The following is a 26205-nucleotide window of genomic DNA, read 5'->3' as shown; positions in this document are numbered from 1 at the left end:
CCTATGAAATTTAAAATAATATTTTTTTTGATTATTAGTTTTGTTTTCTTCAATGGATTATGTTTTGCTGTTGAATATGATGATAGAGGTTTTCCTCTTAATCCCATAGAAAATCCAGAGTCCCCAGGCGATGATGACAATGATGATCCGGATGATACAGACGATCCAGAAGACCCGGATAATCCTGACGATCCACCGGAGTCTCCTGATGGTCCAGATGAAGAACTTGATGATATTTCAGATGAGCAGGAAGCAATAAGCGATTCTTTAGAGTCAATCGAAACAGTAGAGGGGGCAGAACTTGCCAATCCAGAAAGTGAAGCTCCTGATGATACAGTAGTTACAGTTAATGAAACTGAAATCAAGAATCAGGAAAATGAGGCGAGTCTCGTTGAAGAAGCAAACTCTGAGAATGCTGAAAAACTGGGAGATCCTGTAAAAGTATCAAAGGGTACTTATGAGTTAGCCGAGGTGGATTTAGAAATTGGAAGTACTAAACAGTTCGAAATCAAACGCAGGTATGAATCTGATAATAGTGTTATAGGTTCATTCGGATATGGCTGGATTACAAATCTTGATGAAAGAATAATTATTGGTATTGATAGTAACCTTGAGCAGAGAATTACAAAGCTTACCAATTATAAAAGCAAACTTCAGCAATTTATTACAGAATTCGAAAAAGAAATTATTAGACATTATAAAGTAAGTAGTATTGATAATGCCAGTAATGAGATATCTGCAAGAATAAAAGAGTGTGAGTCTTTACTTACAAAAACAAATGATCTGATAAAAAGACTTAATAGTTTTATAGATGCCGTTCGAGGAAAAGGTAATTATGAGAATGATGCAAAAAGGCTTAAAATATCGGTTGAAAATTTGAGAGGTAATGTTCAGTCCAAAAAAGAGCTTGTTGAAAAACAGCTTGCTTTAGCTTTAGCTGATATCAATAAATTAAATAATTTGAAAAAGCGAATGTCAGAAGTAACTGCGCAAATTATATATTTACAAAAACTTTTGATTGAACAAAGGAAAATTCATGAAAGAAATAAAACTGCTTTATTTTCTGGATTAGGAAAAGAATACGAAGAAGTTGGAAAAGATAAGATTGTTTTGATTGATGAGAATGGATATCCTCATACATTTAAAAAAGAGAATGATAATCTTAATATCTGGAAGAACGAAAATGAAAGAGAGTTTATAAAATGTGAATATAGTAATAAATCATATAAATTGTATTTAAGAAATGGTTGCATAAAGATTTATAATGATTCTGGATTTCTTGTAAAGTTCATTGATAGAAATAATAATTGGGTAGAATTAGTTAGAACGACAGAGCAAAAAATTACATATATAAAAACATCTTTTAATGAAGAGTTTGTAATTTGGTATAGTGGTAGTTTTATAAATAAAATAACTAACGTTCGTTCGTCGGATGAAACTGTGCAATATACCTATCAAAATAATTATCTTTTTTCTGTAACTGATAAAGATGGTGATACAGTTACAATGAATTATGATCAGACCGGTCACTTAGTAAAACTAAATAAGTGTGATGGAAGTTTTATTTCTTTTGTATATAACGAACAGACTAATGATGGGAATATTCTTACAACCTCAACAATCAATGAAGAAGGATATGCTGAATATTTTGAATATTTTAGAAACCAAAATCGTACAGATTATATAGATCATGATGGAAACATAACCAAATACTGGTATGATGAAAATCAACATACAAAGAAGAAAGTACTTCCTGATGAAACTGTAATTTATAATACTTATGATGAATATGGAAATCTTGTTGCAAAAGAAGAAAACGGAAATGTGACAAGATATACATATGATTCAAATAATAATCTGATTCAGATTAGATACTCCGATTCTTCTAGCGAATTTTGGTCATATGATAAAAATAATCTTCTTCTTAGTTATACAGATAGGGATGGAGTAATTGAGCAATACATTCGGGACAATAATGGAAATCTTATTGAATATCGAAAAGCTAATAAAACAGTATTTACCCAGCAATTTAATTTACAGGGGCTTGTGACTACTCGAGTTAAATATGGTCAAAATCCAATTGTGACAAATTATGAATATGATAATTATGGTAATTTGATAAAAGAAAAGACCGGAGACAGAGAAATAAAATATACTTATGATAATCGAAATCGATTAGTAAGTGAAAGAATCGATAATCAGGAAATATGCAAATATTCCTATGCAGAACACAAAACAACTATTACAGATTATAAAGGTCTTGAAACTCAGTACATCACAAATGGAAGGAAAGATTTAGTAAAAGTTATTCAAAAAGATTTGCAGTCTAGTAAAGTTCATGTAATGCAAATTGATTATGACAAACGCCATCTTCCAATAAATGTTTTTGCAGGTAGTGAGGATTCTCTGCAACTAATAATGTCATATTTATATTCTCCAGAAGGAAAAATCACTGGAATAATTAATTATGGAAATGAAAGCTGGATAAAACTTATAAATTATAAAAATGAGAAAATAAGTGAAGTAAAACAATTTAAGATTTCTGATGCAGACATTGTTTCAAAAATCAACTCATCTAATCCTATAACATTTGAAGTTCTTAAAAGTTATCTTTTGCAATCAGGCGATAAAGTCCAAACCCAAAAATATGAATATAAGCAATCCGGAAATAATGAAAATCAGATATCTGTATTTAATGATTCAATTTTGGAAAATATTTTTGCATATGACAGCTTCGGAAATCTTATAAAGATAACTGATGGAAATAATGAACATAGAGAAATTAAATATTCAAAAGCCGGTCGAATAATTAAGGAACAATCTTTATATAGTGGCTGGTACGAATATGATTATGGTGCTGATGGATTACTTAAGTTACAGAGAGAAGAGGGAAGTCAGGGAATGACTTTTGAATATTATCCTGATGGAAGTAAAAAATCTGAAAAAGACTGTCGCGGAAATATCACGAATTACAAATATGATTCTCTTGGTCGAGTCGCAGCAAAAGAATCTGTACATCAAAAAGTCTGGTATGAATATGATAAATTGAATTGTCTTAAAAAAATCAGTATAGGAAAGACTTTAGATGAACAATTTGTATCCTGGTTTGCAAGTTATAATTATTCTTCTGATGGCCGAAAGATCACTGTCATCGAAGGTGAAAAATACAAGAAGGAATATGAGCTTGATGCGTTTGGAAATGTCGTTCGAATAACAGATGGAAATGGCAATTCTAAATCGTATGAATATAATTACTTGAATCAACTTATTTCTATATATGATGGCTATGGTAATCAAACGAAAATACAATACAACGCGTTGAATAAAATTGATAATTTAACTTTTCCAGAAGGAAATAAATTGTCTTACTCATATAACTATACAGGTCTTCTGGAAAAGATTGTTGATGATTGTGGAATTGTATATCGTGCAGAATATGATAAGAGGGGACGGCTTGTTAAAGAATTTAATCGGGCAGATTGTGAAAAATCCTATGAATATGATAATGCTGGCCATCTAATTCAGATAAAATATGGTGATGAAATTGTTGAGTCATATGAATATGACAATTATGGAAGAAATCTAAAAGTTACAGATGGAAATGGAGCAAAGTATTTATATAATTATGACGTTTTCGGCCGGTTGAAAAATGAACGAAATCGTTCGGGCTATGAGCAATCATATTCTTATGATGAGGAAGGAAAATTAAAAAATGTGATTTGCTTTGATGGCAGTACAATTTCATATATTACATCTTCTGACAGAACAATCCAGAAAGAAATATTTTCGGATGGCAGCTTGAATGTAATTAATCTTGATGAAACGGGAAATATAGAAGAGGCACAGAATGCACATGGAGAAACTGTTTATAAATATGATCAGGGTGGCAGATTAATTTATCAAAAAGATATTACTACAGGTGAAGAAGTTGAGTTTGAATATGACGATGCCGGAAACAGAATCCGATTAATCAGTTCGACTCGGGACACAATCTATTCATACGGGAAAAATAATGAAGTAAAAGAAGTTTTTGACAATAAACAAAGACTGCATGTAAAATTAAGCTATAATAATAACGGACAGGAAGTAGTGAGAGATTTCGGAAATGGAACAAAAGAACAGACTCATTATGATAAGGCCGGCCGTGTTATGGTAAAAACATTGAAGGCTGATAACGGAACTCTCTTATGGGGAGAAGGGTATGTTTATGGTCCGAATGGAAAACGCACTGCGACTGTAGATTTTAATGGCCGTGTAACTTTTTATGAATATAATTCCCGAGGTCAGATTTCTGAAATCTATTATCCATATTCAAATGAGCTTATTGATAAATTAAATACAGAAGCTTCTGAATGTGGTCTACCAGCAACAAATGATTATGGCGAAAATCGCTATATGACCTCGGCTGAAAAATCAACGATTATACCTCTGTTAAATTCCATGCAATATGGATTTGCAAATAAACTTTCAAATCTTCAGATTTTTATCAAAGAAAAATATACCTATGATAAAAATGGAAATCGTAAAACAAAAACTACAGCATCAGGAACTATCGAATATACTTATGACAACGAGAACTGCCTTATCGCAAGCGGCTCACATGGTCAGAGTTATATTCAATATTCTTATGATAAGCTTGGGAATCTTCTTAGTGAAGAAAGTGCAGATAAAAAAATCAGCTATGCGTACAATTCGCAGAATCGTTTAATTTATTGTGAAGTTATAGATCATGCTGAAAAGACCTGTTCACAAACAAGTTATGCTTATGATGTTTTTGGAAGACGAATTATAGTACAGGATAAAGATCAATGTGCGCTGCGGACTTTGTATGATGGATTTACTTTTGATGTAATAAAGCAAAGTCCAACTTATGCTAACGGTCTTTTTACAGACAGTTACGAAACAGGGATCCGATGGACAGAAAACGGAAGGCCCACAGGTGACCGTTACAGATATCTCTCTGATGAAAAATCCAGTGATGAAAACCGCTATTTTTATCTCGATGAAGGAATCTATAAATCTGTCAGCCACAGATATAAAGGAGAACGTACTCAACTTTCGGTAAATGGTATAATTGCTGCTCAAGCAACATCAGACTACGGAGCTGAATATTTTTCAACAGATTTATTGGGAAGTGTTGCATCAATAACAGACAACCTAGGTCTTCAAAAAACAGCCTATTCATATGATGTTTTTGGCTCTCCAATAAGTGGCATCCTTACAGCTTCCAGTGACTACGGCTACCTGGGCAAACAGTTCGACCCGACCACTACCCACTACAACTACGGCTACCGCGATTACAACCCATCCACCTCCCGCTTCACCACCCAAGACCCCATCCGCGACGGCCTCAACTGGTTCCAATACTGCAATGGAGATCCCGTAAACTTTGTGGATTCAGATGGATTATTTTACTATAACGCTAATGGACAGCAATCTATTACTACGGTAAAGAAAACAACAGTTGTTATTTTGCGAAATAATGATGGCCTTGGAAACAGTTTTGATTCAACAAGATTAATTTACAAGAATGATGGATTTAATACCAAGTTAGTTTATGTAGATACTGTTGGAGCTAATTGTAGGGAAAAATATTATAATCTGGGTAAGGGGGAAACAATTCCTGATGGAACTTATTATTTGTCAAATGAAAGTACTAGTAAAACACCTCTTTATTTACAAGAAGATGGAACAACAAATTCTGAATCATATAAAAATATTTTATCTCTAAGGACAAATGATGAAAGACTTACGAAGGAACAACAGGATAAAATTAATGAAGGAGATATATTCTTTCATGGTAATCAAAAAAAAGATGGTGATATTTATACAGGTAATGCAACCCCAGAGAGTGCAGCATGTATTATTGGGAAAAATGGGCAAAAACAACAAGATGAGATGATGCAGTATTTAATGGATGGTGTTCAGAACCCTAAATCAATTACAGTTTATGTTAGATCAATGAGTAATATCGGAGGATGTGCAAAATGAAAAAAATACTTTTTATATTTTTAATTTTGATAGTGTCTGATTTATTTGGAGAGAATTTTTCTTTAAACGGTGAATACATGTTTCAAAGTGAATCATGCTTAGATGAAATGATAATTGAAGATCAAAATGTTATAATAAAATATAAACAACAATTAAATTTTAAAGAAGAAAAAAAACTTTCGTATAAAATTACACAACTATATGGACTACCATATATTGAATTCGGAGTAAACCTTCCTAAAGAAATTGCAGAATATGATGATTATAAAAATAATTTTGATTCGATTACAACTGATAATAAACTATTATTTCTAGCATGTAAAAGAAAAAACTTTATTACAATGTTTGCATTTACATTAGGATTTTCATTCGAAAAACGACCACTTACATATACAAGATTTGATGAATGGGGAAATCTATATAAGGACTGTTCATCCTATTTAATTGAAAAGAATAAAGCTTATCCGGTTGAAAATCTAAGAAAGTTAGTTGTCGATACTCCTTGGGTAGAAGGGGTAAAGGGAGATGGTATTGGCGAAGGTTTTACAATAGAAGGAAAACAATTTGCTAAACCATTGGGGCCATACCTCTTTATTATTAATGGTTATATTTCGTATGAAAAACCTTATCTTTATAAACAAAATAATCGTATAAAAAAAATCAAAGTGACAGGACTTAAATCAGGTAATTCAAGAATTCTTGATGTCCTGGATACACCTCATCCTCAGACAGTGGATATTTCTTTTATTACACAGCCTGAAGATATTCGCGTAGAAATTGCAGATGTTTACAAAGGAACAAAATACGACGATACTTGTCTTCATTATTGTTTTGCATATGATGAGGAAGTCATCCCTTACGAAAACTCCATAACTGAATAAGCAATAAACAGTGAGCTTTAAATATACTATTTGACGAGGTGTACAATATAATGTACAATCTAAATACAGAGCGAGAAGCTCCACTGCAAGTTAGATTCTATGAAACACAAATGAAAAATCAACCATGCCGAGATTTTCTGCTAGAGCTTAACAAAGAAGATAGACAAGAAGTTGGGGCAGATATCTTTTCTGTGCAAAAAGGATTTCCTTTAGGACTACCTCTGTGCAGGAAAATAACGAAGGATTTATGGGAAATAAGATCTGATATTTCTGATGGAATTTGCCGTGTATTCTTTACTGTGTTTGATAATACAATTGTGCTGTTACATGGTTTTATAAAGAAGTCGCAAAGAATACCATTAGAGGAACTGGAAATAGCAAAATCCAGATTAAGTAGTTTCAAGGAGCAAAATAAATGAAGGGTGTAGGACAAGATTTTTCTGAATTCATGAAAGAGCAGGGGCTTTATGAAGAAGCCCAGAAACTTGCAGCCAAGAAAGTTATTGCTGCTCAGTTGAAAGCAGAAATGGAAAAACAGAATCTCTCAAAATCCGAAGTTGCAAAAAGAATGCATACTACACGGACTGCAGTAGATAATGCCTTGGATCCGACATTCAATACTTCACTTTCAACAATTCAAAGATTTGCCAGTGTGTTGGGAAAAAAAGTATCTTTGACACTTATTTGAAATGCATAAAAAAACACCGGCTCATATGGGCCGGTATATAAAAATGATTTGGTTTCGATACGTCAGATGCATTGCATCTGACTACTCAACCATCGTGTTTTTTAGTCCAGACAAGCATCCAGATTCTTGCAGATTTCTTCTTTGTTCAGATGACGGCCAATGATTACCATCTTGATCATGCGGTCGCCGACTTTTTCGTCCCAGTCTTTTTTCATTTCTGGTTCTTCGGCAAGAACTTTCTGCTGTTCTGCTGGTGGGCAAGAAGCAAGCCAGTTTCCTGAGTAGCCGGCCTGAATCTGGCGACCAGAAGTTTCAAGAACGTATGCCATGTCGTCTTCATCGCTGAACCAGATTACACCCTTTGAACGGATGATGTTGCGTGGCCACTTTGAAGCAAACTCATCAAGCTTTTGGCGGTTGAATGGACGGCGGCGGTAGTATACGAACGAACCGATTCCGTATTCGTCTTCGCTTTCACCTTCGTGTTTGTGTTCATGGTGGTGATGGTGTCCGTGGTGGTCATGTCCTTCATGATCGTGATCATCATCGTCGTCGTCATCATCATCATCATGGTGATGGTGCTCGCCATGTTCGTGATCATCTTCGTCATGGTCGTGATGATGTTCGTGCTCGTCATGATCATCATCGTCATCATCAGCTTCTGCATCGTGCTCTTCCAAAGCTTTTACCCAGCCTGCACTTGCATATACTGTTTCAAAATCAAAACGATCTGTTCCAATAATTTCTTCAACAGGAACATCACATCTTGTTGTTTCAATAACCTTTACAGTTGGCTGAATCTTGTTGATTACAGCACGAACCATCTTCATCTGCTCGTCTGTAACAAGGTCACGTTTGTTTACGATGAGAGTAGAGCAGAACTCAATCTGCTGAATCAAAAGTGATTCAATATCTTCTTCATCAATACCTTCTTTAAGAAGAGCTTTTCCTTCATCGAATTCATCAACGAGGCGACTTGCATCAACAACGCCAACAACGTTATCAAGCTTACCAATTTCAATTGTTTCAATTGCCTGAGCAATAGGCATTGGCTCGCAGACACCAGAAGCCTCAATCATAATGTAGTCAAATTTTCCGGTCTTCATCAGGTTTTCAATCTGATTTACCATGTCGCTCTTGAGAGTACAGCAGATACATCCGTTTGTAAGTGGAACAAGACTGCTTGAATCTTCAATTTTTGCCTCTTTAGAAATAAGGCGTTCATCAACGTTTACTTCACCAATATCATTTACGATAACAGCTACTTTGTAGCCTTTCTGATTTGTAAGAACGCGGTTAAGCAGGGTAGTTTTTCCTGCACCAAGATAACCGCACAAAAGTGTAATAGGAATCTTTTTATTTGCCATTTGTTAGTCCTCTCTATAGAATATAATAAAAAAATCCCAGAAAGTACATAAAATTTCCTATATAAGTCAAAAGAAAGTATGGTATAATCAAAATAATGAAGCGAAAGAGACTTTGCCTTGTAACAATCTCCCCGGAAAGTGAATATCCTCAGCGAGTAATGCATGGAGTTATCGCTCAATGTAAAAGATATGGGTATGATGTTTCTGTAGTTTGTTCTTTAGTTTCTATCTGCAATTATAATCAGAATTATCTTGAAGGCGAGCTCAATATTTATAATCTTATCAACTTTGATCTTTTTGATGGATTTATCATAACTCCAATTCCAATGACAGAAGATTCTCATATGACTTTATACAATAAGCTTGTAAAACAGTTTAAGAATTGTAAAAAGCCTGTTGTTGCCATAGACAGAGAGTTTGGAGATTTTCCTGTAATTTATACTGATGATAAAACGCCTTTCAAAAAGATTACCGAACATCTTATCAAAAAACATAATTGTAAAAGATTCCATATATTAAGTGGTCCAGATGAAAGCCCTCTTACCCGAATGCGCCTGAAGGGAATTATGGATGTTCTGAACGAGAATGATATAGAGATTGATCGTGATCATATTATCCGCGGCGACTACTGGTATCTTGGTGGTGAGCGGCTTGCCAATCGTTATATTCACGGTGAACTGGAACTACCGGATGCGGTTATCTGTTTGTCTGATCATATGGCACTTGGCCTTATCAACCGGCTTCAAAAAAATAATATCAATGTTCCAGATGATGTAATTGTTACCGGCTTTGGCGCGGTTCGTGAGGCAGCTATCAACACACCACCTCTTACCTCGTATGTTCCAAGTCATTCAAAGGCCGGTGCCGAAGCTGTTAATTATCTCCGCGAAATCATAGACCCTGCCGCTTCAATTGTTCCTTATGAAGAAGATTCTGATAAGCGAATGAAGATTGGTGCTTCCTGTGGTTGTGTAGAAGATCCTTCTTACACCCGTTCTTATTTTAAGGAAGAAAGGGGTACTAAGATAAATTATAATGATAATACTGTCTGGGAAAATATAAATATGACAATGCTTGAGGAAAGTTATATGGCAGAAAATCTTACTGCAGCCGACTCTCCTCATGCCTGTCTTTGTAAAATTTATGAATCAAAATATCTTCTTAAGCCTTTCAAAAAATTTTATATCTGTCTGAACGAGAACTGGCTCAATACAGATTTAGATATGAAGGAAGGATATAATGAAAATATTCTTCTTGCTGTTTCTGCAGAAGCAACTACAAAACTTCATGGATGGGAGCATCATGTTTTTATAGGTGAGGGCCGTGAAAAATTATTTGAACGTACGGCAATGCTTCCGGCTTTTGAAGAAGGTCTAAAAGAAACTTTTACTGAACCTCAGGTTTATTATTTTGCACCGCTTCATTTTGGAAACATCAGTCTGGGGTATGCAGTTTTGCAAAATGATTTAAGCAGCCCCGGTATGATTGGCGAAGTGTACAGAAACTTTCTCCGCAATATAAATAACGCGCTTGAGATGAGCCGAACAAAATACCGTTCAAATTATCTTTCTGAACATGATGCGATGACCGGTTTAAAAAATCGGCGCGGAATGGAGTTTGCTATTTTACCAAAAATTCAGAGTGCTCCAGATGATGCAAAAATCTTTGCCATTGTAATTGATATGGATGACCTTAAAAAACGCAATGATTTGTACGGTCATACCGAAGGTGATAACGGAATTATGATTGTTGCCAAAGCCGCAAAGTTTATTGCAGATAAAGGTGAAGTTTGTGTTCGCGGTGGTGGTGATGAATTTATAATTCTTGGAGTTGGCGGCTACACCGAAGATCATATGCGTGAAAAACTTTCACGATTTCAGGGATATCTTGATTCTGCAAATGAGAATATGACAATTCCTGTAGAAGCAAGTATTGGTTACTGCATTTTGCCTTTGGATAAAAAAGAAGGTTATCAGATAGTACTTGATAAAGCTGATGAAAAGATGTATGAAAACAAACGTACAAAAAAATCAGATTCAAAAAAGGCAAAAAAATGAAACGCATAATTACAGTTCAGGATATTTCTTGTGTGGGAAAATGCTCGCTTACAGTTGCTCTTCCCGTAATTTCTGCAATGGGAGTTGAGGCCTGCGTTCTTCCTACTGCAGTTCTTTCAACACATACAGCCTTTAAAGGTTTTACTTTCCGAGATCTTACCAGCGATCTTTCTGCAATTGCAGAACACTGGAAAAATGAGAAGATTCGTTTTGATGCAATCTATACCGGATACCTTGGTTCTTTTGAACAGATTGATTTAATTCACTCATTGATAAAAGATTTTGGAAACGGTGGAACTAGAATAATTGTTGATCCATGCATGGGAGATAACGGTTCTTTGTATTCAGGCTTTACAAAGGATTTTGCATTGGCAATGGCAGGTCTTTGCGCTAAGGCAGAAGTGATTGTTCCGAATCTGACAGAAGCAAGCTATATGCTCGGCATACCTTATGTTGAAAAAGGATATACGAAGGAATATATAGAAGATTTGCTTAAAAAGCTCGCTGGGCTTGGAGCTCGCCGGGTAATCTTAAAAGGCGTTTCTTTTGATGATAAAAAACTTGGTATCGTAAGTTATGATTCAGAGAGCGAAAAAATCACATGGTATTTCCACGAAAAAATGCCGCAGAGTTTTCATGGTACGGGAGATATTTTTGCAAGCGTGCTCACAGGCGTTCTTGTACGTGGTTTAAAATTAGACGAAGCCTGCCGTCTTGCAGCAGACTTCGTTGTGGAGTCAATTAAAGCAACCCTCAGCCATAAAGATTACAACTGGTATGGAGTGGATTTCGAAACTCCGTTGGCGTCATTGCGAGGAGCCTGCGACGAAGCAATCCAGTCACATGGATTGCCACGCACTTCGTGCTCGCAATGACAATTTCGTTTTACTTCGCGGCTTTCTGATAACTAGCTCTAATTCCATCCGCAAATAACTTGTTCTGGTCCTTGCGTTCTGGAACTGAGAACTGAGGTTTTCCATCAGAATCAGATACACGCCAGATATGCATTGGGTCAGTAGAGTATGCAGGACTTCCAGGGTTATTAATCCACCAGTCAAGAACAGCCATAAAGCACAAAGTGTATTTCAGCAGGTTTGCATTATTGGCAGTTGTGTTTGCTGTCTTATTCTGAGCACCAAGCAAAACATCAAGACGCTTTGAAACTTCGTTTGGAATATCAAACTTGTAGTGTTCCCAAGGATTTTCAATAAGAGAACAGGTTGCCTTAGTTGGAGCTTTCTGATCACATTCGTTAATTACAAGAGTAAGGAATTTTCTTGCAAAATCTGTACGATGGAATAAAGGTCTGTACTTGCTTTCATCAGTTGGATGCTCAAGCAGCAGCTGTTCAAACTTAAAGTTTGGCATGTAATGATAAGTTGTCTGCCAGAGCAAAGATGTAATCATCTTCTTACCGATGTGAGACTTATCAAAGTCTGGTTGAGAATAAACAGAGTTTACAAGGTCGCACAATGGTTCGCAGTAAAGCTGTTCAAAGGTATCCTCACGATATGCAGACCAGTCATCCATAATCGACATAATACTGTCTGCGCCTTTTTTCTGTTCTCCGGGGTCTGCAAAGGTGATGTTACGGCAGCCCTGGAAACAGTCTTCAATAATATGCTGCAATACACAGATAACCTGAATAGGATTGTCTGGCGAAAGCATATTAAAGCCATCTTTAAAATGGAACAAAGGCTGGAAGTATGGATATAAATCAGGATGTTCATCAAGACGGTCAAAGCCCGCATCCGGGAACATCTGATTCAAAAGTTTAAGACCAGTGATTACTGTTGAATCTTTAATTCCTTTTTCAGGAGGAGCAACCTTAGGCTTCTTTGCTTCTGGAGCCGGCTCTTTTGGTTTTTCAGGGAGTAAGAGATCAAACTTGTGCAATCCTACAAACTTAAGAATTTCTCCAACCTTTGCATTAAAGAAAGTCGGATAAGATTCATAAGTGTCAGAACACATGCGCATCAAAAGAGGGTAGAGCTTTTTAATGACTTCAGTTTCGATGTACAGCCATTCTGTAATTGCCTGTTTAGCATATTGAGAAAGCTTATCTTTTGGTGAATCCGGATAAGCTGCTTCATCAGAATAAATCTCTTTAATCAGCTTTGGAATTTTTGTGTTTCCAAAATAGTAAACTGTAATGAGTGGTTTATAAATTGCACGAACCAGAGGAATCAAATCTGCAACAATAATTGTTTCATTTAATCCCTGAAGGTTAATGTATTCAACTTTAATCGGCTGCATAGCCCAGCCGGCAACGTTTCGAAGGAACTTAAATTTAGATTCTGTTCCGCTTGCAATTTTTGCTTTGTATGTAGCAGGAGCAATCTGAATCAAAGTTTTGATTACAGTAATAAAGCCTTCCATGTGCTCTGTTGCCTGCTTCATTGTATACTGATAAAAATCCGGAACAATTTTTTCCATTCCGTTTTTCTGGAACGAACGGATAAAATTAAACATTCCGTAGTTCGGCTTAATTTTATATTCCGGAGACATCATCAGCTTATCCATTGTCGCTGCGGCCTTCTTTGAAATTACAGGAAGATCTTCTCTTCTGCGTCTTCCACTTGGCATGCCGCCAGCACCGCCAGCTCCGTTATCAGAAGCACCAGCTCCACCACGGCTACCAGATCCGCCGGCTCCGCCAGAAGGCTGTCTTACAATTCTTCCGGCTTTACTTCCAGAGCCACCGCCAGAAGAACCTGTTGTGCGTTCATAGAGTACCTGGCCGCCGAGTTTCTTTGCCATATCAGCAGCGTCTTTATCGCTTATTTCTCCAATATTTTTTCTAGTCTTGTCCAGAGTTCCCGGAGCCCAGTCCGCAGTCCCGTTAATTTTTTCAGCCATAATATCCTCCAGAAAAATTACTAAAGCCTAAGCATTCCTTTATGAAGCATGCCAGGAAAATTTTTAAGAATTATTTTTTCACCATCAGAAGTTAAGAGTACGCCTTCAAAGGTTCCGTACATCGTGTAATAACTTGTTCTCAGTGCAATCAGATTCAGTGTTCGAGAATTTACAGAAAGAGGTGTAAAGGTTAAATCAACCATACTTTCTGTATCCTGAATAATCCAGTTTTTATCAATTCCAAAAGGATGAGTCATATAAACCGGAGGTAGGGCAGTTTTCTTTCCGTCAACCACAAGAATATTGCTGTTGTAAGAATCAGAATCTGCTGCATCCATGTTTGATGTATTTATATAGAAGACAATGTTTTTATTATGTACATTTCCAATTCCGTAAACAGAAGATGATTTCGAATGGAACTTGTAGTAAGCTCTGTTCAAAATCATCATTCCAAGACCTTCTGAATCCTGAACTGGTTCTCCATTAATTGCAATGTGTCCGAGAGTTTTCATAGAAGAAAACCAGGTAGCACTACAGCGCATTGAAGCCGGAGACGGAGATACAAAAAGCGAGTCGGTGTGCATATCATCTGTAAGAGGGGAGTAAACATAACCTTCTGCATTCGGTCTGGCATTATCACCTTTTACCTTAAAAGTAAGCGCATGATGTTTGTGCTGACGTCCCCATGAAATCTTGATGAAGCGGGATCTCTTATAACTTGCACAGATTCCTTTTGTTGTGAGAACAGGCACAAAACGACGGCGCGGTGTCATAATTGTGTGATATACATATTTCTTGCCGGTTTCTTTATTCCAAAAGATGATTTCGCCAAGTCCCAGAACTTTAAAATCATAAAACTGCGAAAGTCCAATAAAATCCTTTAGAGAAAAAACATATTCCAGCCGGCTTTTAATTCTGAGATTAGATATAATAGAAGGAACCGGAACTCCTGCATAAGGCGCTCTCATACCACGGATATCTGTCAGAGCCGAGACTCCTTCATAACAACCGAAATGCGCCTTTCCGTTCTGCACCAGATGCTCTGGCGGTTCCCTAAACTGCCGCGAATACATTCCTCTATTATAAACTAACTTCCCGGAAAATACAAATACTACACTTTTTTTCCAAAAAACTTCCTGAAATCGCATATCGAAACGTACATTACCTATAGGAAATAATCGGTGGTTGAGTAGCCCGAAGGGCGTATCGAAACCATAATATTTAAGGTCCCGTAATATCAGGAGGAGCTCATGTCTGAATATACGAAACATTGTTTACCCGTAAAACATGTATATTTTGAAGAATGCTTAAACATTGAAGATGCATTCTTGCGAGAAAAACAAATCCAGGGATGGAGTCGTAAAAAACGTGAATCTTTAATTAGTGGTGATTATATGCAACTAAAACAGTTGAGTAGGAAAAAGTTCTGGATCAAAATAATTATGGTTTCGATATGCCCTACGGGCTACTCAACCACCGTGAAACATTCAATGATGACATAGCTTATATATTAATTTATAATGAACTTGCAGAAAAAGTTCGCTATCATAAGCAGGATTCAGAGGGGGTAAAGGTGGTTAGTGAAATAGTTGAAGAATATGGCGACGAACGTGCCGCTGAAGCCTTACAGCAGGGGATACAACAAGGTATACAGCAAGGCGAACAACAAAAAGCTATTGAAACAGCTAAAAACATGCTGATAAAGAACTATTCAATAAATGAAATTTCTGAATTAACAGGCCTCCCTCTCGAAAAAGTCATTGAACTTCAAAAACAATTATAATTCTAAGAAAACTCTGAGCCCCCTCAGAGTTTTTTCTTATTAGTAAGGTCAAAAGATAATAAAAAAATAATTTTTTGTTGACTTCGCAAATAGGGCGTGATAGAATTATAAAAAAAAGAAGGATTTTACGTAAAAACCGTTGGTTTGTGAAATCCACAAATAAAAAGGAGGATTTTTTCAAATGAAAAAAATCGTAGCATTGGGAGCTGCTGCAGCACTCGTAGGCGGATTGTTCGCTGCTGAACCTGCATCAAATCCTAGCGTAGTAGAATTTACTGGTAATGCATCAGTTGAATGGGGTGTTGATCTTGACGCTGGACAGACTGGTTTCAAGAACAGTGAAGATGCTTCATTCAAAATGAAGTTGTTCGATACAGGAGACAAATCAACTTCTGGTGACGGAGTATGGGCAGAGCTCAAAATTAAAGTCGAAGAAGATGATGGTGTTGGACCAAATGGTGTAAGCAAAGGAGCTTTCAAAGGAAAGAACGCTGTTGTAGACACTGCAAAACTTCACTTTGGTGATTTCTATATTGGAATCAGAAGTGGTGATACAACAACTGGTACTTACAAATTTGATGGAGCTATCCGCTCTGCAGATAATGATAACGCTAAGTGGCTTAGCGATGTTGGACCTGATGGCTATACACAGGGTATCGTAGCTGGTTATGGTAACAACAACTTCGGTATCGATGTTGACTTCCGTTCAAATCCAGATGGAGACAACAGATACACAAGCGACTATGCAATCGCAGCAGAAGCAAAATTGAAGGATTCAAACGAATTGGTAGAAGGCCTCTTCGTTGACCTTGGTGGTTCTGTAAACATTTCTAAGGAAAGATGGGAATCTGTAGAATTGGCTGATGTTGCAAATGAAGCTGTTAAAAAATCAAAATATACATTTGATCTAACTGAGTATGGTGCACCAGCAACCGCAACTGCAACTGTAAATAAATACAACAAGATTGGTTACTCATTTAATGCTGGATACAAACTCAAGATTGATGACAAGAACTGGCTCAAACCTGCTGTAGGACTTACAGGTACTTATGAAACAGCTGCTGGAGAATGGGCTTATGGTGGAGCAAAAGGCGATGTCTCTGGAACTGCAAACTCTAATAAGCTTGTTGCAGGTGTAATGTTTGGCTGGGGTTCAGCAGATGGAAATGCTGGAGTATACTACCTTGATGGAGGTCCTGCAGAAAAGGCATGTCCTGGTGTGTCAGTAGTTGCAAAGATTCCTCTCGCTGAAAAAATGGCATATTCTGCTTCTATGGCAGGTTTCTCTATGTCTGGTTCAGGAACTTCTTATGACAAAGTTAAAGTTCTCTTTACACCTGCATTCTGCACAAAGGGTGAACTTATAGAAGGTCTTTCAGTTGCTGCTTATTCAGAAATGGCTATCCTTAATGGTGAAGAAAAATCTGAAGGAACTGATAATAAAACAACATATGCTGGTGCTAAAGACAAGAACGATACATTCGCTCTCGCACTTGCTGCTGGTGTAAAGTATGACATCAAGGCTGATGACATTACTGTTACTCCACAGGTTGGTATCCGCTTTGCAAACACAGCTTATGTTGATAACGAAATCAACGGATATGATCCACTTAGCAAAAACAAGGTTTTTGATGGTCTTGGAAAACAGAAGAAAGCTGATTCTGGAGAAAGAGCTGCACTTGATGTTAATGCTGACGGCTTCTTCAACCTCAAAGCAGGTGTAAATGTAAGCGGACTTATCAACAACACAAGCTTCTACGGTGTATACGAGTCAGCTAACCTCTTGAACAAGACTGACTACTCTGTATACAAGGCATCTTACGATGCAGAAAAGGATGCTAAGTTCTACAACGTAAAACTTGGAACATTCAACGTAGGTTGTAAGATTTCATTCTAATCTTGTAAAAGCTTAGAACACTTATAAACCACCAGGCCGCTCCGAAGGAGCGGCCTGGTCTTTTTAACACACATAAAATTATCCATTTTTCTCTACTTCTCCTCTAGAAACTTCCTAAAATCGCATATCGAAACATATATTAATATAGAATTATTTTTAGTTTTGTTGGAGGTAAAATGGGAGAAAAGGATATCGCTGAGAAAAACCTCGAAGCCTGGAATGATGTTTTTGCTGATATCGTAAATGTTCTGTTATTCAAAGGAAAACAGCTAGTAAAAGAACAAGATCTTGAAGCAGACACAAAGGATAGTATGCTGAAAGCCGATAACGAGTTGCATGAACAGGAACGGGATGTTTCAAAATTTTGGAAAAATGGAGAAATACGTATTTAAATTTTAGGAATTGAGAATCAGACTAATCAGGACTACAAGATGCCACTTCGTGTAATAAGTTATGATGGAGCAAGTTATAAACAGCAGCTTATGGATGAAAAAGTAGAGCAATACTATCCTGTTTGCACATTAGTTCTGTATTTCGGAACAAAAACAAAATGGACAGCTCCAAAGACTTTACATAAATGTATTTCTATTCTAAATGAATTAAAACCCTTTGTCAGTGATTATAAAATCAATGTATTCAACATTGCCTGGCTCGATGATAAAACAATTAATATGTTTAATAGTGATTTCAAATTTATTGCGAAATATTTTCAAACAAAACGTAAGAATACGAAGTATATTCCAACAAATGAGCAAATTACCCATGTTGATTCCATTATCAAAACGTTTAAGGCCTTAACAGGTGACAAACGTTTTGAAGAGATTTATAATAAAGCTAATTTAAAGAATAAAAGAGGAGGTGTTACTATGGATGAATTTCTTGATAAAATTATAAATGAAGGAATAGAAAAAGGTAGAGCTGAAGAAAAAGCTGATTTAATTAGAAAAATGATGGATAAAAAATATACAACTGAACAGATAGCAGACCTTCTTGATATTTCGGTAAAAGAGATAAAGAAAATTGCTGCTAAAGTTCCAGTTGAGGCATAATTTTTTTTGACTTTATTTAATGACTATAGTTAATAAAAAGACCAGGCCGCTCCGAAGGAGCGGCCTGGCGGTTTTATAAGTGTTCTAAGCTTTTACAAGATTAGAATGCAATCTTACAACCTACGTTGAATGTACCAAGTTTTACGTTGTAGTACTTCAATGAGTTACCTTCAGCATCCTTGTTCTCTGAGTAGTCAATAGAGTTCAAGAGGTTAGCTGACTTATAGTGAGCGTAGAATGTTGTGTTGTTGATAAGACCAGCAACATCTACACCTGCTTCGAGGTTGAAGAAGTCTCCAACATAGAGTCCAAGTCTGTCTCCAGAAGTTTCTGTCTTCTGCTCACCAAGATCCTTGAAGAGTGACTGATCCTTTGCAGGAGCTACTTCATTTGTCTTGTTCTGTACATAACATGTGTTAGCATAGCGGAAAGAAGCTTTTGGTGTGATTGTAATGTCATCAGCCTTGATGTCATACTTAAGACCACCAGCAACAGCAAGTGCCATTGTATTCTTTCCATCTGTTGTCTGACCATAAGATTCAACTGCCCAATCGTTTCCAGAATGAGTTGGAGTTGGCTGTGTTTCTCTGTAGTCATAAAGACCAATTTCTGAGTAAACAGCAGCTGAAAGGTTTTCTACAAGATCACCTGTATAGAATGAAGGAACAATCAAAGCTTTCAAAGCATCATGTGATGTAATTTTTACAGAAGCACTCTGTCCATTACCTGTTGCTTTTGCGCTAATTGTAGATGCAAGTGGAACATAAACCATTGCAGATACACCTGGTGTAAATCCTCTTGCATCATCACCGAAGAAGTAAACACCACCTGTGCTTCCGTAAGCAGCTGTGTCTCCCCAAGCGAAAATAGCACCAGCTGCGAGTGTGTTTGTATTAGCACTTGCATCAACAGTTACCCCATTGTCTGTATCTTTATAAGTTGCCAACAAACCTGTTAAACCAACCTGTGGTTTTGCCCAATACTTGTCATCAATCTTGATTTTATATCCAACACTAGCTGAATATCCAAGTAAGTGCTGTGCACCGAAAAGTGTTTCTTTATCATTGATCTTATAACCAAATGTATAAGCAAAATTCTCTACTTTTTCAGCAGCAGTGTTTGTTGTTGAATCTTTGTAATATGTGTCTGAGAGATTGTATGATGCACCAAGTCCTACAGAAAGACCTTCTGCAAAGCTGTTTGAATCTTTAATTTTGAATTCACCGGCTACAGCATAAGCATTTGTGTACTGACCATTTTCATAAGAACGGAAGTCAACACCAATGTCCATGTTGTCATCTGCATATCCTGCTACGATACCCTGTGTGAAACTAGATGGTCCAACATTGTTGAGCCAGCGTCCTGGGTGGAAGTATGGATCTGCTGAGTGAATAGCAGTAGTGAAATCAAGTTCACCTGTCTGTGTATCACCAGATTTGATTCCAACATAAATATTATTGAAGTGAAGTTTTGCTACATCGATGTAAGCGTTTTTACCACCGAGCCATCCACCATCTACGAAACCATTTGGTCCAACGCTAGAATCATCATCAACTTTCATTACGAGTTCTGCCCATACTCCATCACCAGTAAGAGCCTTATCTCCTGCGTCGAAGAGTTTGATTTTGAATTCTGTCCAAGTGCCATTCTTGAAACCAGTTTTACCAGCGTCAAGGTCAACACCCCATTCAACAGAAGCGTTTCCTGTAAAGCTTACAAGACTAGGATTTGATGCAGGTTCAGCAGCGAACAATCCGCCGATGAGTGCTGCAGCAGCTCCCAATGCTACGATTTTTTTCATTTGAAAAAATCCTCCTTTTTAATCGGAGGGGAGTGTTTCACGGGATGCGTTTCACGAGGGGAAAAATGGGAATTTTTGTGATTTATAACAAATTATTTATAATTATTTATCTTGTGGTTTGTGTAGTAAAATCATTTTTGACTACTTTAGGGACTGATATATAATCTGTTATTTGGAGGTATCTATATAATTTATGGTTATATTCGAGTAAGTACGGACAAGCAGACTGTGGAAAATCAGAGGTTTGAGATTAACCGGTTTATTAAGAAAACTGGGGTTAAGGTTGATTCGTGGATTGAAGAGACTATAAGTGGGACTATCTCTCCAAATAAGCGGAATCTTGGGAAGTTGATTGAAAAAACGAAGAAGGGGGACATTATTATCTGCTCGGAACTTTCGAGATTGGGACGAAATATGTTTATGATAATGTCTATCTTAAATATTTTGATGGAAAGAGGGGTGATTATTTATACTGTTAAGGAGCGGTATAAACTTGGGGAAGATTTGACTAGTAAGGTGCTGGCATTTGCGTTCAGTATTTCAGCGGAAATTGAAAGGTCTTTGATTTCGCAGCGGACTAAAGAGGCGCTGCAAAGAAAGAAAGCGGAAGGAGTGAAGCTTGGACGGCCAAAAGGGAGGCTTAACTCTAAGCATAAATTGACTGGCTGTGAGTGTAAAATCAGAACGATGCTTAGTGAAGGGTATCCTAAAAATCTTATTAGCAAACAGCTCAATGTTTCTCCTTCAACTTTGTATCTGTTTATGAAGGAGAAAAAGATTACTTTTTAGAGTCTGAGGAGTAGACTCGGGCCTGGGAGATTACGGGGAAATATTCCATGATTTCCAGAAAGTCTTGTGCGGTGGCAGTTTGTATGTAGTTGTATTCTTCCAGGTACCAGTGAGGTTTTGGATTTTCTGTAAAAAGTTCCAGACCGTTTTGAATTAAGAGGGCTGTGCCTGTGTCTGAGCCAGTCTGTGTCATTTGATTTAGAATCCAGCTATTCTTGATTTCTTTGATGATTGTGTCTTTTGCCTGAAGACGCTGCATCTGTTCAGTTATTGTTTGAATAACTGTTTTATATTGAGAGTCCAGTTCGCGGGTATGTGATACATTTTGGATTGTCAGCGAACCGATATTCAGGCAGCTGCGAGGGAACTGAACTGTGACAGGATACGATCTTTCAATTGTTTTTCCAATGTAGTTCAATACGGCGTTATAAAGTGCTGCCTGTTTTGTTCCGGGCTCTGGAGCTTTGTTTGCGTAAATAACCGGATCCAGAAATTCTGTGGTTGGAATTAATACTGCCGGTTGTGGGCCAGCTTTTTCAGCCGGGATGTCTGTAAGGAAGGTGTGTCGTACACGTACCGAAAGGTTTTTAGCTTTTGAGAAATCTGGCTCTGTTGAAGGAGCGAGGGTTGCCGCAGTGTTTTGAGAAGAAAGCTGACCCAAAGTTTCTTCCAGTAACGAAGGGAGATTTTCATAAAGCGCACCGCAGATAATTACGGAGTAGCGGGATGCATCCAGCAGCTGAGGGTAGGCAGAAAGAATCTTTGTGTAATCTGTGTCCAGAAGGATTTCTTTTTCGGCTTCGAAAATATTTGAAAGATTTCCTTTTCCATATAGTTTGTTGATGAGGCTGCTGTACATTTGATTTGCGGCGGTTCCGTTTTCAAGGCGCTTTCGATATTTTCTTGAGGCTACGGCACGGTCGGCATCGGCTGGGGCAATTTCGCCATAAACTATTACTTCGCTGATGGTTTTGAGTACTGCGATTGTGTCTTCTAAATCAAATTCTACTATTATATTACCGGTTGAAAGAGCTGTCTGTGAACTTACATAGAAGGCTCCAGTCAGAAGGCCTTCGGCCTGAGCAGAAATCAGTTTTTTCTGGATTAGACCTGCGGTAAGGTTTATCATTACTTCTTCAAAACCATTGTCATCTGCGGAGTTTAGTTTGCCGCCTTTTATTGAAAGTACTAAAGAGGTTTGTTCTGAAAGAGGATTTTGCTTTGTGTAGACAGTAATTCCATTTGAAAGTGTAAATTGATTTGTCTGATCAAGGTTTTTCTGATAGTAACTGTTGTCATCTGTGGCAGCGGCTGATGAGTAAAGTTTTTCCTGATTCTGTGGCAGGGACTCAGCTAAAGAATCTTTAAACATCTGCTGTACATACCACGAAGCATTTTTTTCATTGATTTCTTCAAAGCCTGCGGCAGTATATGCTTTTTTGTTGGCTTTATAATCCTTGCTGTTAATAATTACAAAGATGAAAGGCTCTTCATTTTGAAGTTGGGTAATAGTATCAGAAAGTGCGGTAGAGCGGAGTTTTTGTGTACGGCTCATAAGCATACGAGCAGTCTGCGAATTATAATCTTCAATGTCGTTTTCTACATAGTTGAAGTAGGGTTGTACGGCCCAGAACTCCGAAAGTGTTTTCATCAGTTCTGAAGAAATTGCGGCTGTGCGGTTAAGGCTGTATTCCAGCTGATTTTTTGCGTACTCAAACTCTTCGCTTTGAACGATATGAGGAATCAGTGTGAGTTGTTTTAAGAAAAGTTCTGTTTGCTTAAATGAGTTTGTACTGGCTGCAAGTTTTTTATTTTCCGGCGGCTGTAAAAGAGTCTGAATAATCAGTCTTGAACTGTCCTTTTTATGTGCGGCAGAAACGTTTATGTACTCATCGCCTGGAATATTGAGTTCTTCAAAGCTTAGAACCTGCTGCTTAAAAAGAGAGCCTTCGTAACCCATTGCCAGCGAAAGAAGATCGCTTTGTTCCATATCAAGCAGGGTATATTGGATTACAAGCTGGGTAAGTTCTGGAGAGATTTCATTTGAATGCAGAACATATTTTCGCTGGCGGTTTACAGGGCTTGCAGGTTTTTCAACCGGAGTTCTGAAGTTTGAATAATAGCGGCCAAAGCTATTGCGCAGGAGCAGGAGTGTGCGTTCAGTATTAATGTTTCCGCTGATAAAAACTGCGCTGTTTTTAGGTGTGTACCACTGCTCAGAAATCTGTTTGATGACCGTGCGGGCTGTTTTTTCAGTTGTTTTCTTAAAAACCGGCGGGTAAATGCCAGAGTCGTGCTTCCATGGAGCTTCAGAAAAGACCCGGGAATCAATGGCGGCATTTATATAAACAGACATTGAATCTTTATTGTCATTTACTTCTTTTTTTAGGAGATTGAGCTGATTTTTTAGAATTTCATCTGGAAAATCCTGTGCGAAAACTGCATCTGAAAGTGAAAAAAGTGTTTCGCTTACTTCTGAGGGACTTACTTCTATTATATAGCGCGAAGAATCTGCATTGCACTGAACATCTGTGAAAGAAAGTTTTGGAGCGGCTGCTTTTACAAGCATTGTGTAGAGTTTGAAAAATCCGCAGGTGCTTTGTGTCTGTGAAGAAAAGCCTGCGCGGCAAGTGTACTCAATATGAACCTGAGCATCTGAAGGATCTTCTAGTAAGAAAACCTGCATTCCGTTTTCGAGTGTATATTCCTGTACTGATTTTACGGGAGTGGAGAAGAATGGATGCGCAAGAAGGCAGAAAAGTAATATTGAGTAGAACTTTTTCATACGCTCATTCTACCATATAAATATTTTACTTTCCACTTTTTGCAATATAGGGTAAACTGTTATTTATGGTAAAAATAGAATCACCTTCTGATTATTCTTCAGAAGTCGTACCTGCAGAGCTGTTGAAGGGTAAAAGACATCTTACAGCTGCAGAAATTGAAGTACTTGAAAAAAATCTGAATCATAATGAAGATCCAACCTGGAATAATTTTTATGTAGATGACTCGGAAAATGGATTTGATCCGACTCTTATTCATCTTTCATTCTTTTCCGGTTTTATTGTTCTTGGAAAAATTCAGAATCAAATTCTTAAATATAATGACCTTCGTCTTGGCTGCGGTATCCGTCGTTCAAAGTTGAGCAATGTTGTTACCGGAGATCTCTGCGCTATCCGTAATGTTTTCTATCTTGATAATTACAGAATTGGCGATAGAGTTATTCTCTTTAATATCAACGAAATGTGCTGTACCTGCCATGCAAAATTTGGTAACGGTATTTTGAAGAAGGGCGAACCGGAAGAGCACAGAATCTGGATTGGTGTTGCAAACGAAAATGAAGGCCGTAAGATTTTGCCTTTTGAGTCAATGATTCCTGGAGACGCTTATCTGTGGTCTCACTACAGAGATGATGAAGAGCTTCTTAAGCGCTTTGTTGAACTCACCGAATTTGGAACATCAAATGAACTGAATACATATGGTATTGTCGGAAATGATGCTGTTATAAAAAATGTAAGTATCATCAAAGATGCAAAGATTGGCGAAGCGGCATATATTAAAGGTGCGTTTAAGCTTAAGAATATTACAGTGCTTTCATCTGAAGAGGAAACTTCTCAGATTGGTGAAGGCGTTGAAATGGTAAACGGTATTCTTGGCTATGGTAGTAAAGTATTCTATCAGGCGATTGCAGTTCGCTTTGTGATTGGCCGAAACTGTCAGGTTAAGTATGGTGCACGAGTATTAAACTCTGTGCTCGGCGATAACTCAACCGTTTCCTGCTGTGAAATCTTAAATAACCTGATTTATCCGTTCCATGAACAGCATCATAACTCTTCATTCCTTATTGCTACAACAGTAATGGGACAGAGTAATATTGCTTCCGGTGCTACAATTGGTAGTAACCATAACAGCCGTAGTCCGGATGGAGAGATTTTTGCAAAGCGCGGTTTCTGGCCTGGACTTTGCAGTGACTTTAAACACAATTCCCGTTTTGCTTCTTTCGTTCTTATTTCTAAGGGAAGCTATCAGTATGAGCTTGATATTCCGTATCCGTTTGCACTGGTTGCTCCGGGAAGTAACGGTTCTCCTAAAATCAGCATTATTCCTGCATGGTGGTTTATGTATGATATGTTTGCCATCACAAGAAATAATGATAAATTTAAAAAGCGGGATAAGCGTAAGAAAAAGGTTCAGTATATAGAAACTGATCCGCTTGCTCCTGATACAATGCAGGAAATCATGTCTTCTCTTGATCGAATAATCGGGCTTACCGCCGGTTATCTTAAGTCTACAGATAATGAATATATGGAAGGAAAAACAACTCCAGAAGAACAGTATCAGGCTGCAAAAGATTTCCTTCATCAGAATCCGGAAGCAGATTTTACACTTGAAGATTCAATCTGTCAGAAAAAATATGGCGCAGTAATTTTTAAGCCGGTTCAGGCCTATAAAACTTACCGCAAGGTTGTAAAGTATTTTGCAACCCGTACACTTATGAGTTTCTGTCAGGATTTGAATCATGAAATGCTGACTCTGGATCTGGTTGAAAGAATCCGTAAGCTTCCGCTTTATACCGAATGGGAAAATGTTGGCGGCCAGATTATTCCTTCAGAAAAGATTCAGGAACTTTTTGCTTCAATTAAGAGCGGCGCGGTTAATAACTGGGATGCAGTACATCAGTTCTATAAACTTTGCGAATGTTCTTATGAGCAGTACAAGGTACGTTATGCGCTTTATCTTCTTGAGCAGCTTTATTCACGACCAATTGAAGACTTCTCTGTAGATTTGTACCGCAATATTACAGATGATGTTTCTCTTGTGGCTTATGATATTTACAATGCATCTTTGAAATCGCGAGAAAAAGATTATACAGATTACTATCGCAATATGGTTTATCGCAGTGAAAAAGAAATGGATGTTGTAATTGGACCGCTTGAGGATAACTCATTCCTGCGTAAACTTCGGGCAGATACAGCAGAGTTTACAACTAAGATTAAGGAAATCTTTGTCGGTTTGACTAAGTAGGGGATAACTATTAATATT

17 protein-coding genes are annotated in these 26205 nt (G+C 37.4%); 12 read left to right on the top strand and 5 right to left on the bottom strand.

What is annotated here, in order from left to right; genetic code table 11:
* The first annotated feature begins 3 nt into the window (after positions 1-3).
* Genes BM161_RS13225 through BM161_RS13210 form a run of 4 tightly spaced genes read left to right on the top strand, consistent with a single transcriptional unit; the run spans position 4 to position 7560 of the window.
* Positions 4-5991, top strand: a complete 5988-nt coding sequence (locus BM161_RS13225; RefSeq protein WP_074933464.1) for an RHS repeat-associated core domain-containing protein — start codon at positions 4-6, stop codon at positions 5989-5991.
* Positions 5988-6872, top strand: coding sequence for an NADase-type glycan-binding domain-containing protein (locus tag BM161_RS14500; RefSeq protein WP_244882859.1), 885 nt, complete (start codon positions 5988-5990; stop codon positions 6870-6872). The genes BM161_RS13225 and BM161_RS14500 overlap by 4 nt, the downstream gene beginning before the upstream one ends.
* 50 nt (positions 6873-6922) lie before the next feature.
* Entirely contained in the window at positions 6923-7291 is a 369-nt protein-coding gene (locus BM161_RS13215) for a type II toxin-antitoxin system RelE/ParE family toxin (RefSeq protein ID WP_074933461.1), read from the top strand.
* The gene (locus BM161_RS13210; RefSeq protein ID WP_074933457.1) at positions 7288-7560 is read left to right on the top strand and encodes a helix-turn-helix domain-containing protein; all 273 of its coding nucleotides are present in this window, start codon (positions 7288-7290) and stop codon (positions 7558-7560) included. The genes BM161_RS13215 and BM161_RS13210 overlap by 4 nt, the downstream gene beginning before the upstream one ends.
* Positions 7561-7661: 101 nt before the next feature.
* Here the strand turns inward: BM161_RS13210 and BM161_RS13205 are convergent, their stop codons facing one another.
* Positions 7662-8927, bottom strand: coding sequence for a CobW family GTP-binding protein (locus BM161_RS13205; RefSeq protein ID WP_074933454.1), 1266 nt, complete (start codon positions 8925-8927; stop codon positions 7662-7664).
* Positions 8928-9022: 95 nt separating this feature from the next.
* Between BM161_RS13205 and BM161_RS13200 the strand changes: the two genes are divergently transcribed.
* Together BM161_RS13200 and BM161_RS13195 are read left to right on the top strand one after the other, a co-directional pair.
* Positions 9023-10984 (top strand): diguanylate cyclase domain-containing protein, encoded by a 1962-nt coding sequence (locus BM161_RS13200; protein WP_074933451.1) that lies wholly within the window; start codon positions 9023-9025, stop codon positions 10982-10984.
* Positions 10981-11859, top strand: coding sequence for a pyridoxamine kinase (locus BM161_RS13195; RefSeq protein ID WP_074933448.1), 879 nt, complete (start codon positions 10981-10983; stop codon positions 11857-11859). The genes BM161_RS13200 and BM161_RS13195 overlap by 4 nt, the downstream gene beginning before the upstream one ends.
* Positions 11860-11869: 10 nt before the next feature.
* On the opposite strand, the gene BM161_RS13190 is transcribed toward BM161_RS13195, so the two are convergent.
* Both BM161_RS13190 and BM161_RS13185 read right to left on the bottom strand, forming a co-directional pair.
* Positions 11870-13843, bottom strand: coding sequence for a hypothetical protein (locus BM161_RS13190; protein WP_074933446.1), 1974 nt, complete (start codon positions 13841-13843; stop codon positions 11870-11872).
* 20 nt (positions 13844-13863) lie between these two features.
* Positions 13864-14916 carry a DUF2804 family protein gene (locus BM161_RS13185; protein WP_177206249.1) on the bottom strand — a complete coding sequence of 351 codons (1053 nt, stop codon included), beginning with the start codon at positions 14914-14916 and terminating at the stop codon, positions 13864-13866.
* 380 nt (positions 14917-15296) lie between these two features.
* Between BM161_RS13185 and BM161_RS13180 the strand changes: the two genes are divergently transcribed.
* The 4 genes from BM161_RS13180 to BM161_RS13170 all read left to right on the top strand — a co-directional run bounded on the left by BM161_RS13180 (position 15297) and on the right by BM161_RS13170 (position 18572).
* Positions 15297-15626 carry a hypothetical protein gene (locus tag BM161_RS13180; RefSeq protein ID WP_074933441.1) on the top strand — a complete coding sequence of 110 codons (330 nt, stop codon included), beginning with the start codon at positions 15297-15299 and terminating at the stop codon, positions 15624-15626.
* Between the two features lie 181 nt (positions 15627-15807).
* Positions 15808-17523 carry a hypothetical protein gene (locus BM161_RS13175; RefSeq protein WP_074933438.1) on the top strand — a complete coding sequence of 572 codons (1716 nt, stop codon included), beginning with the start codon at positions 15808-15810 and terminating at the stop codon, positions 17521-17523.
* Between the two features lie 176 nt (positions 17524-17699).
* Entirely contained in the window at positions 17700-17915 is a 216-nt protein-coding gene (locus BM161_RS14290; protein ID WP_143090577.1) for a hypothetical protein, read from the top strand.
* Complete coding sequence (locus tag BM161_RS13170; protein ID WP_342351356.1) at positions 17916-18572, top strand: Rpn family recombination-promoting nuclease/putative transposase; 657 nt, start codon at positions 17916-17918, stop codon at positions 18570-18572. It begins immediately after the preceding gene.
* A 100-nt stretch (positions 18573-18672) separates the two neighbouring features.
* Here the strand turns inward: BM161_RS13170 and BM161_RS13165 are convergent, their stop codons facing one another.
* On the bottom strand, positions 18673-20373 hold the full coding sequence (locus tag BM161_RS13165; protein ID WP_074933435.1) for a hypothetical protein: 1701 nt from the start codon (positions 20371-20373) through the stop codon (positions 18673-18675).
* 153 nt (positions 20374-20526) lie between these two features.
* Here BM161_RS13165 and BM161_RS13160 point away from each other — a divergent pair, with 153 nt between their 5' ends.
* Positions 20527-21162, top strand: coding sequence for a master DNA invertase Mpi family serine-type recombinase (locus tag BM161_RS13160; protein WP_342351355.1), 636 nt, complete (start codon positions 20527-20529; stop codon positions 21160-21162).
* Here the strand turns inward: BM161_RS13160 and BM161_RS13155 are convergent.
* A complete protein-coding gene (locus BM161_RS13155; protein WP_074933430.1) occupies positions 21152-23947 on the bottom strand; it encodes an insulinase family protein in 2796 nt (931 codons plus the stop codon). The two genes, BM161_RS13160 and BM161_RS13155, sit on opposite strands and share 11 nt — an antisense overlap.
* 65 nt (positions 23948-24012) lie before the next feature.
* Between BM161_RS13155 and BM161_RS13150 the strand changes: the two genes are divergently transcribed.
* Positions 24013-26187: a DUF4954 family protein gene (locus BM161_RS13150; protein WP_074933428.1), complete on the top strand. Its 2175-nt coding sequence runs from the start codon at positions 24013-24015 to the stop codon at positions 26185-26187.
* Positions 26188-26205 lie beyond the last annotated feature (18 nt).

Source organism: Treponema bryantii, assembly GCF_900113965.1.
GTDB classification, from domain to species: Bacteria; Spirochaetota; Spirochaetia; order Treponematales; family Treponemataceae; genus Treponema_D; species Treponema_D bryantii_A.
Note: the sequence above shows the minus strand (reverse complement) of the source record. Positions and strands in the feature narration are given on the sequence as shown.

Coding starts and splice junctions, on each gene's coding strand:
- BM161_RS13225 (WP_074933464.1), top strand. CDS start 4: ATGAAATTTAAAATAATATTTTTTTTGATTATTAGTTTTGTTTTCTTC.
- BM161_RS14500 (WP_244882859.1), top strand. CDS start 5,988: ATGAAAAAAATACTTTTTATATTTTTAATTTTGATAGTGTCTGATTTA.
- BM161_RS13215 (WP_074933461.1), top strand. CDS start 6,923: ATGTACAATCTAAATACAGAGCGAGAAGCTCCACTGCAAGTTAGATTC.
- BM161_RS13210 (WP_074933457.1), top strand. CDS start 7,288: ATGAAGGGTGTAGGACAAGATTTTTCTGAATTCATGAAAGAGCAGGGG.
- BM161_RS13205 (WP_074933454.1), bottom strand. CDS start 8,927: ATGGCAAATAAAAAGATTCCTATTACACTTTTGTGCGGTTATCTTGGT.
- BM161_RS13200 (WP_074933451.1), top strand. CDS start 9,023: ATGAAGCGAAAGAGACTTTGCCTTGTAACAATCTCCCCGGAAAGTGAA.
- BM161_RS13195 (WP_074933448.1), top strand. CDS start 10,981: ATGAAACGCATAATTACAGTTCAGGATATTTCTTGTGTGGGAAAATGC.
- BM161_RS13190 (WP_074933446.1), bottom strand. CDS start 13,843: ATGGCTGAAAAAATTAACGGGACTGCGGACTGGGCTCCGGGAACTCTG.
- BM161_RS13185 (WP_177206249.1), bottom strand. CDS start 14,916: ATGTATTCGCGGCAGTTTAGGGAACCGCCAGAGCATCTGGTGCAGAAC.
- BM161_RS13180 (WP_074933441.1), top strand. CDS start 15,297: ATGCCCTACGGGCTACTCAACCACCGTGAAACATTCAATGATGACATA.
- BM161_RS13175 (WP_074933438.1), top strand. CDS start 15,808: ATGAAAAAAATCGTAGCATTGGGAGCTGCTGCAGCACTCGTAGGCGGA.
- BM161_RS14290 (WP_143090577.1), top strand. CDS start 17,700: ATGGGAGAAAAGGATATCGCTGAGAAAAACCTCGAAGCCTGGAATGAT.
- BM161_RS13165 (WP_074933435.1), bottom strand. CDS start 20,373: ATGAAAAAAATCGTAGCATTGGGAGCTGCTGCAGCACTCATCGGCGGA.
- BM161_RS13155 (WP_074933430.1), bottom strand. CDS start 23,947: ATGAAAAAGTTCTACTCAATATTACTTTTCTGCCTTCTTGCGCATCCA.
- BM161_RS13150 (WP_074933428.1), top strand. CDS start 24,013: ATGGTAAAAATAGAATCACCTTCTGATTATTCTTCAGAAGTCGTACCT.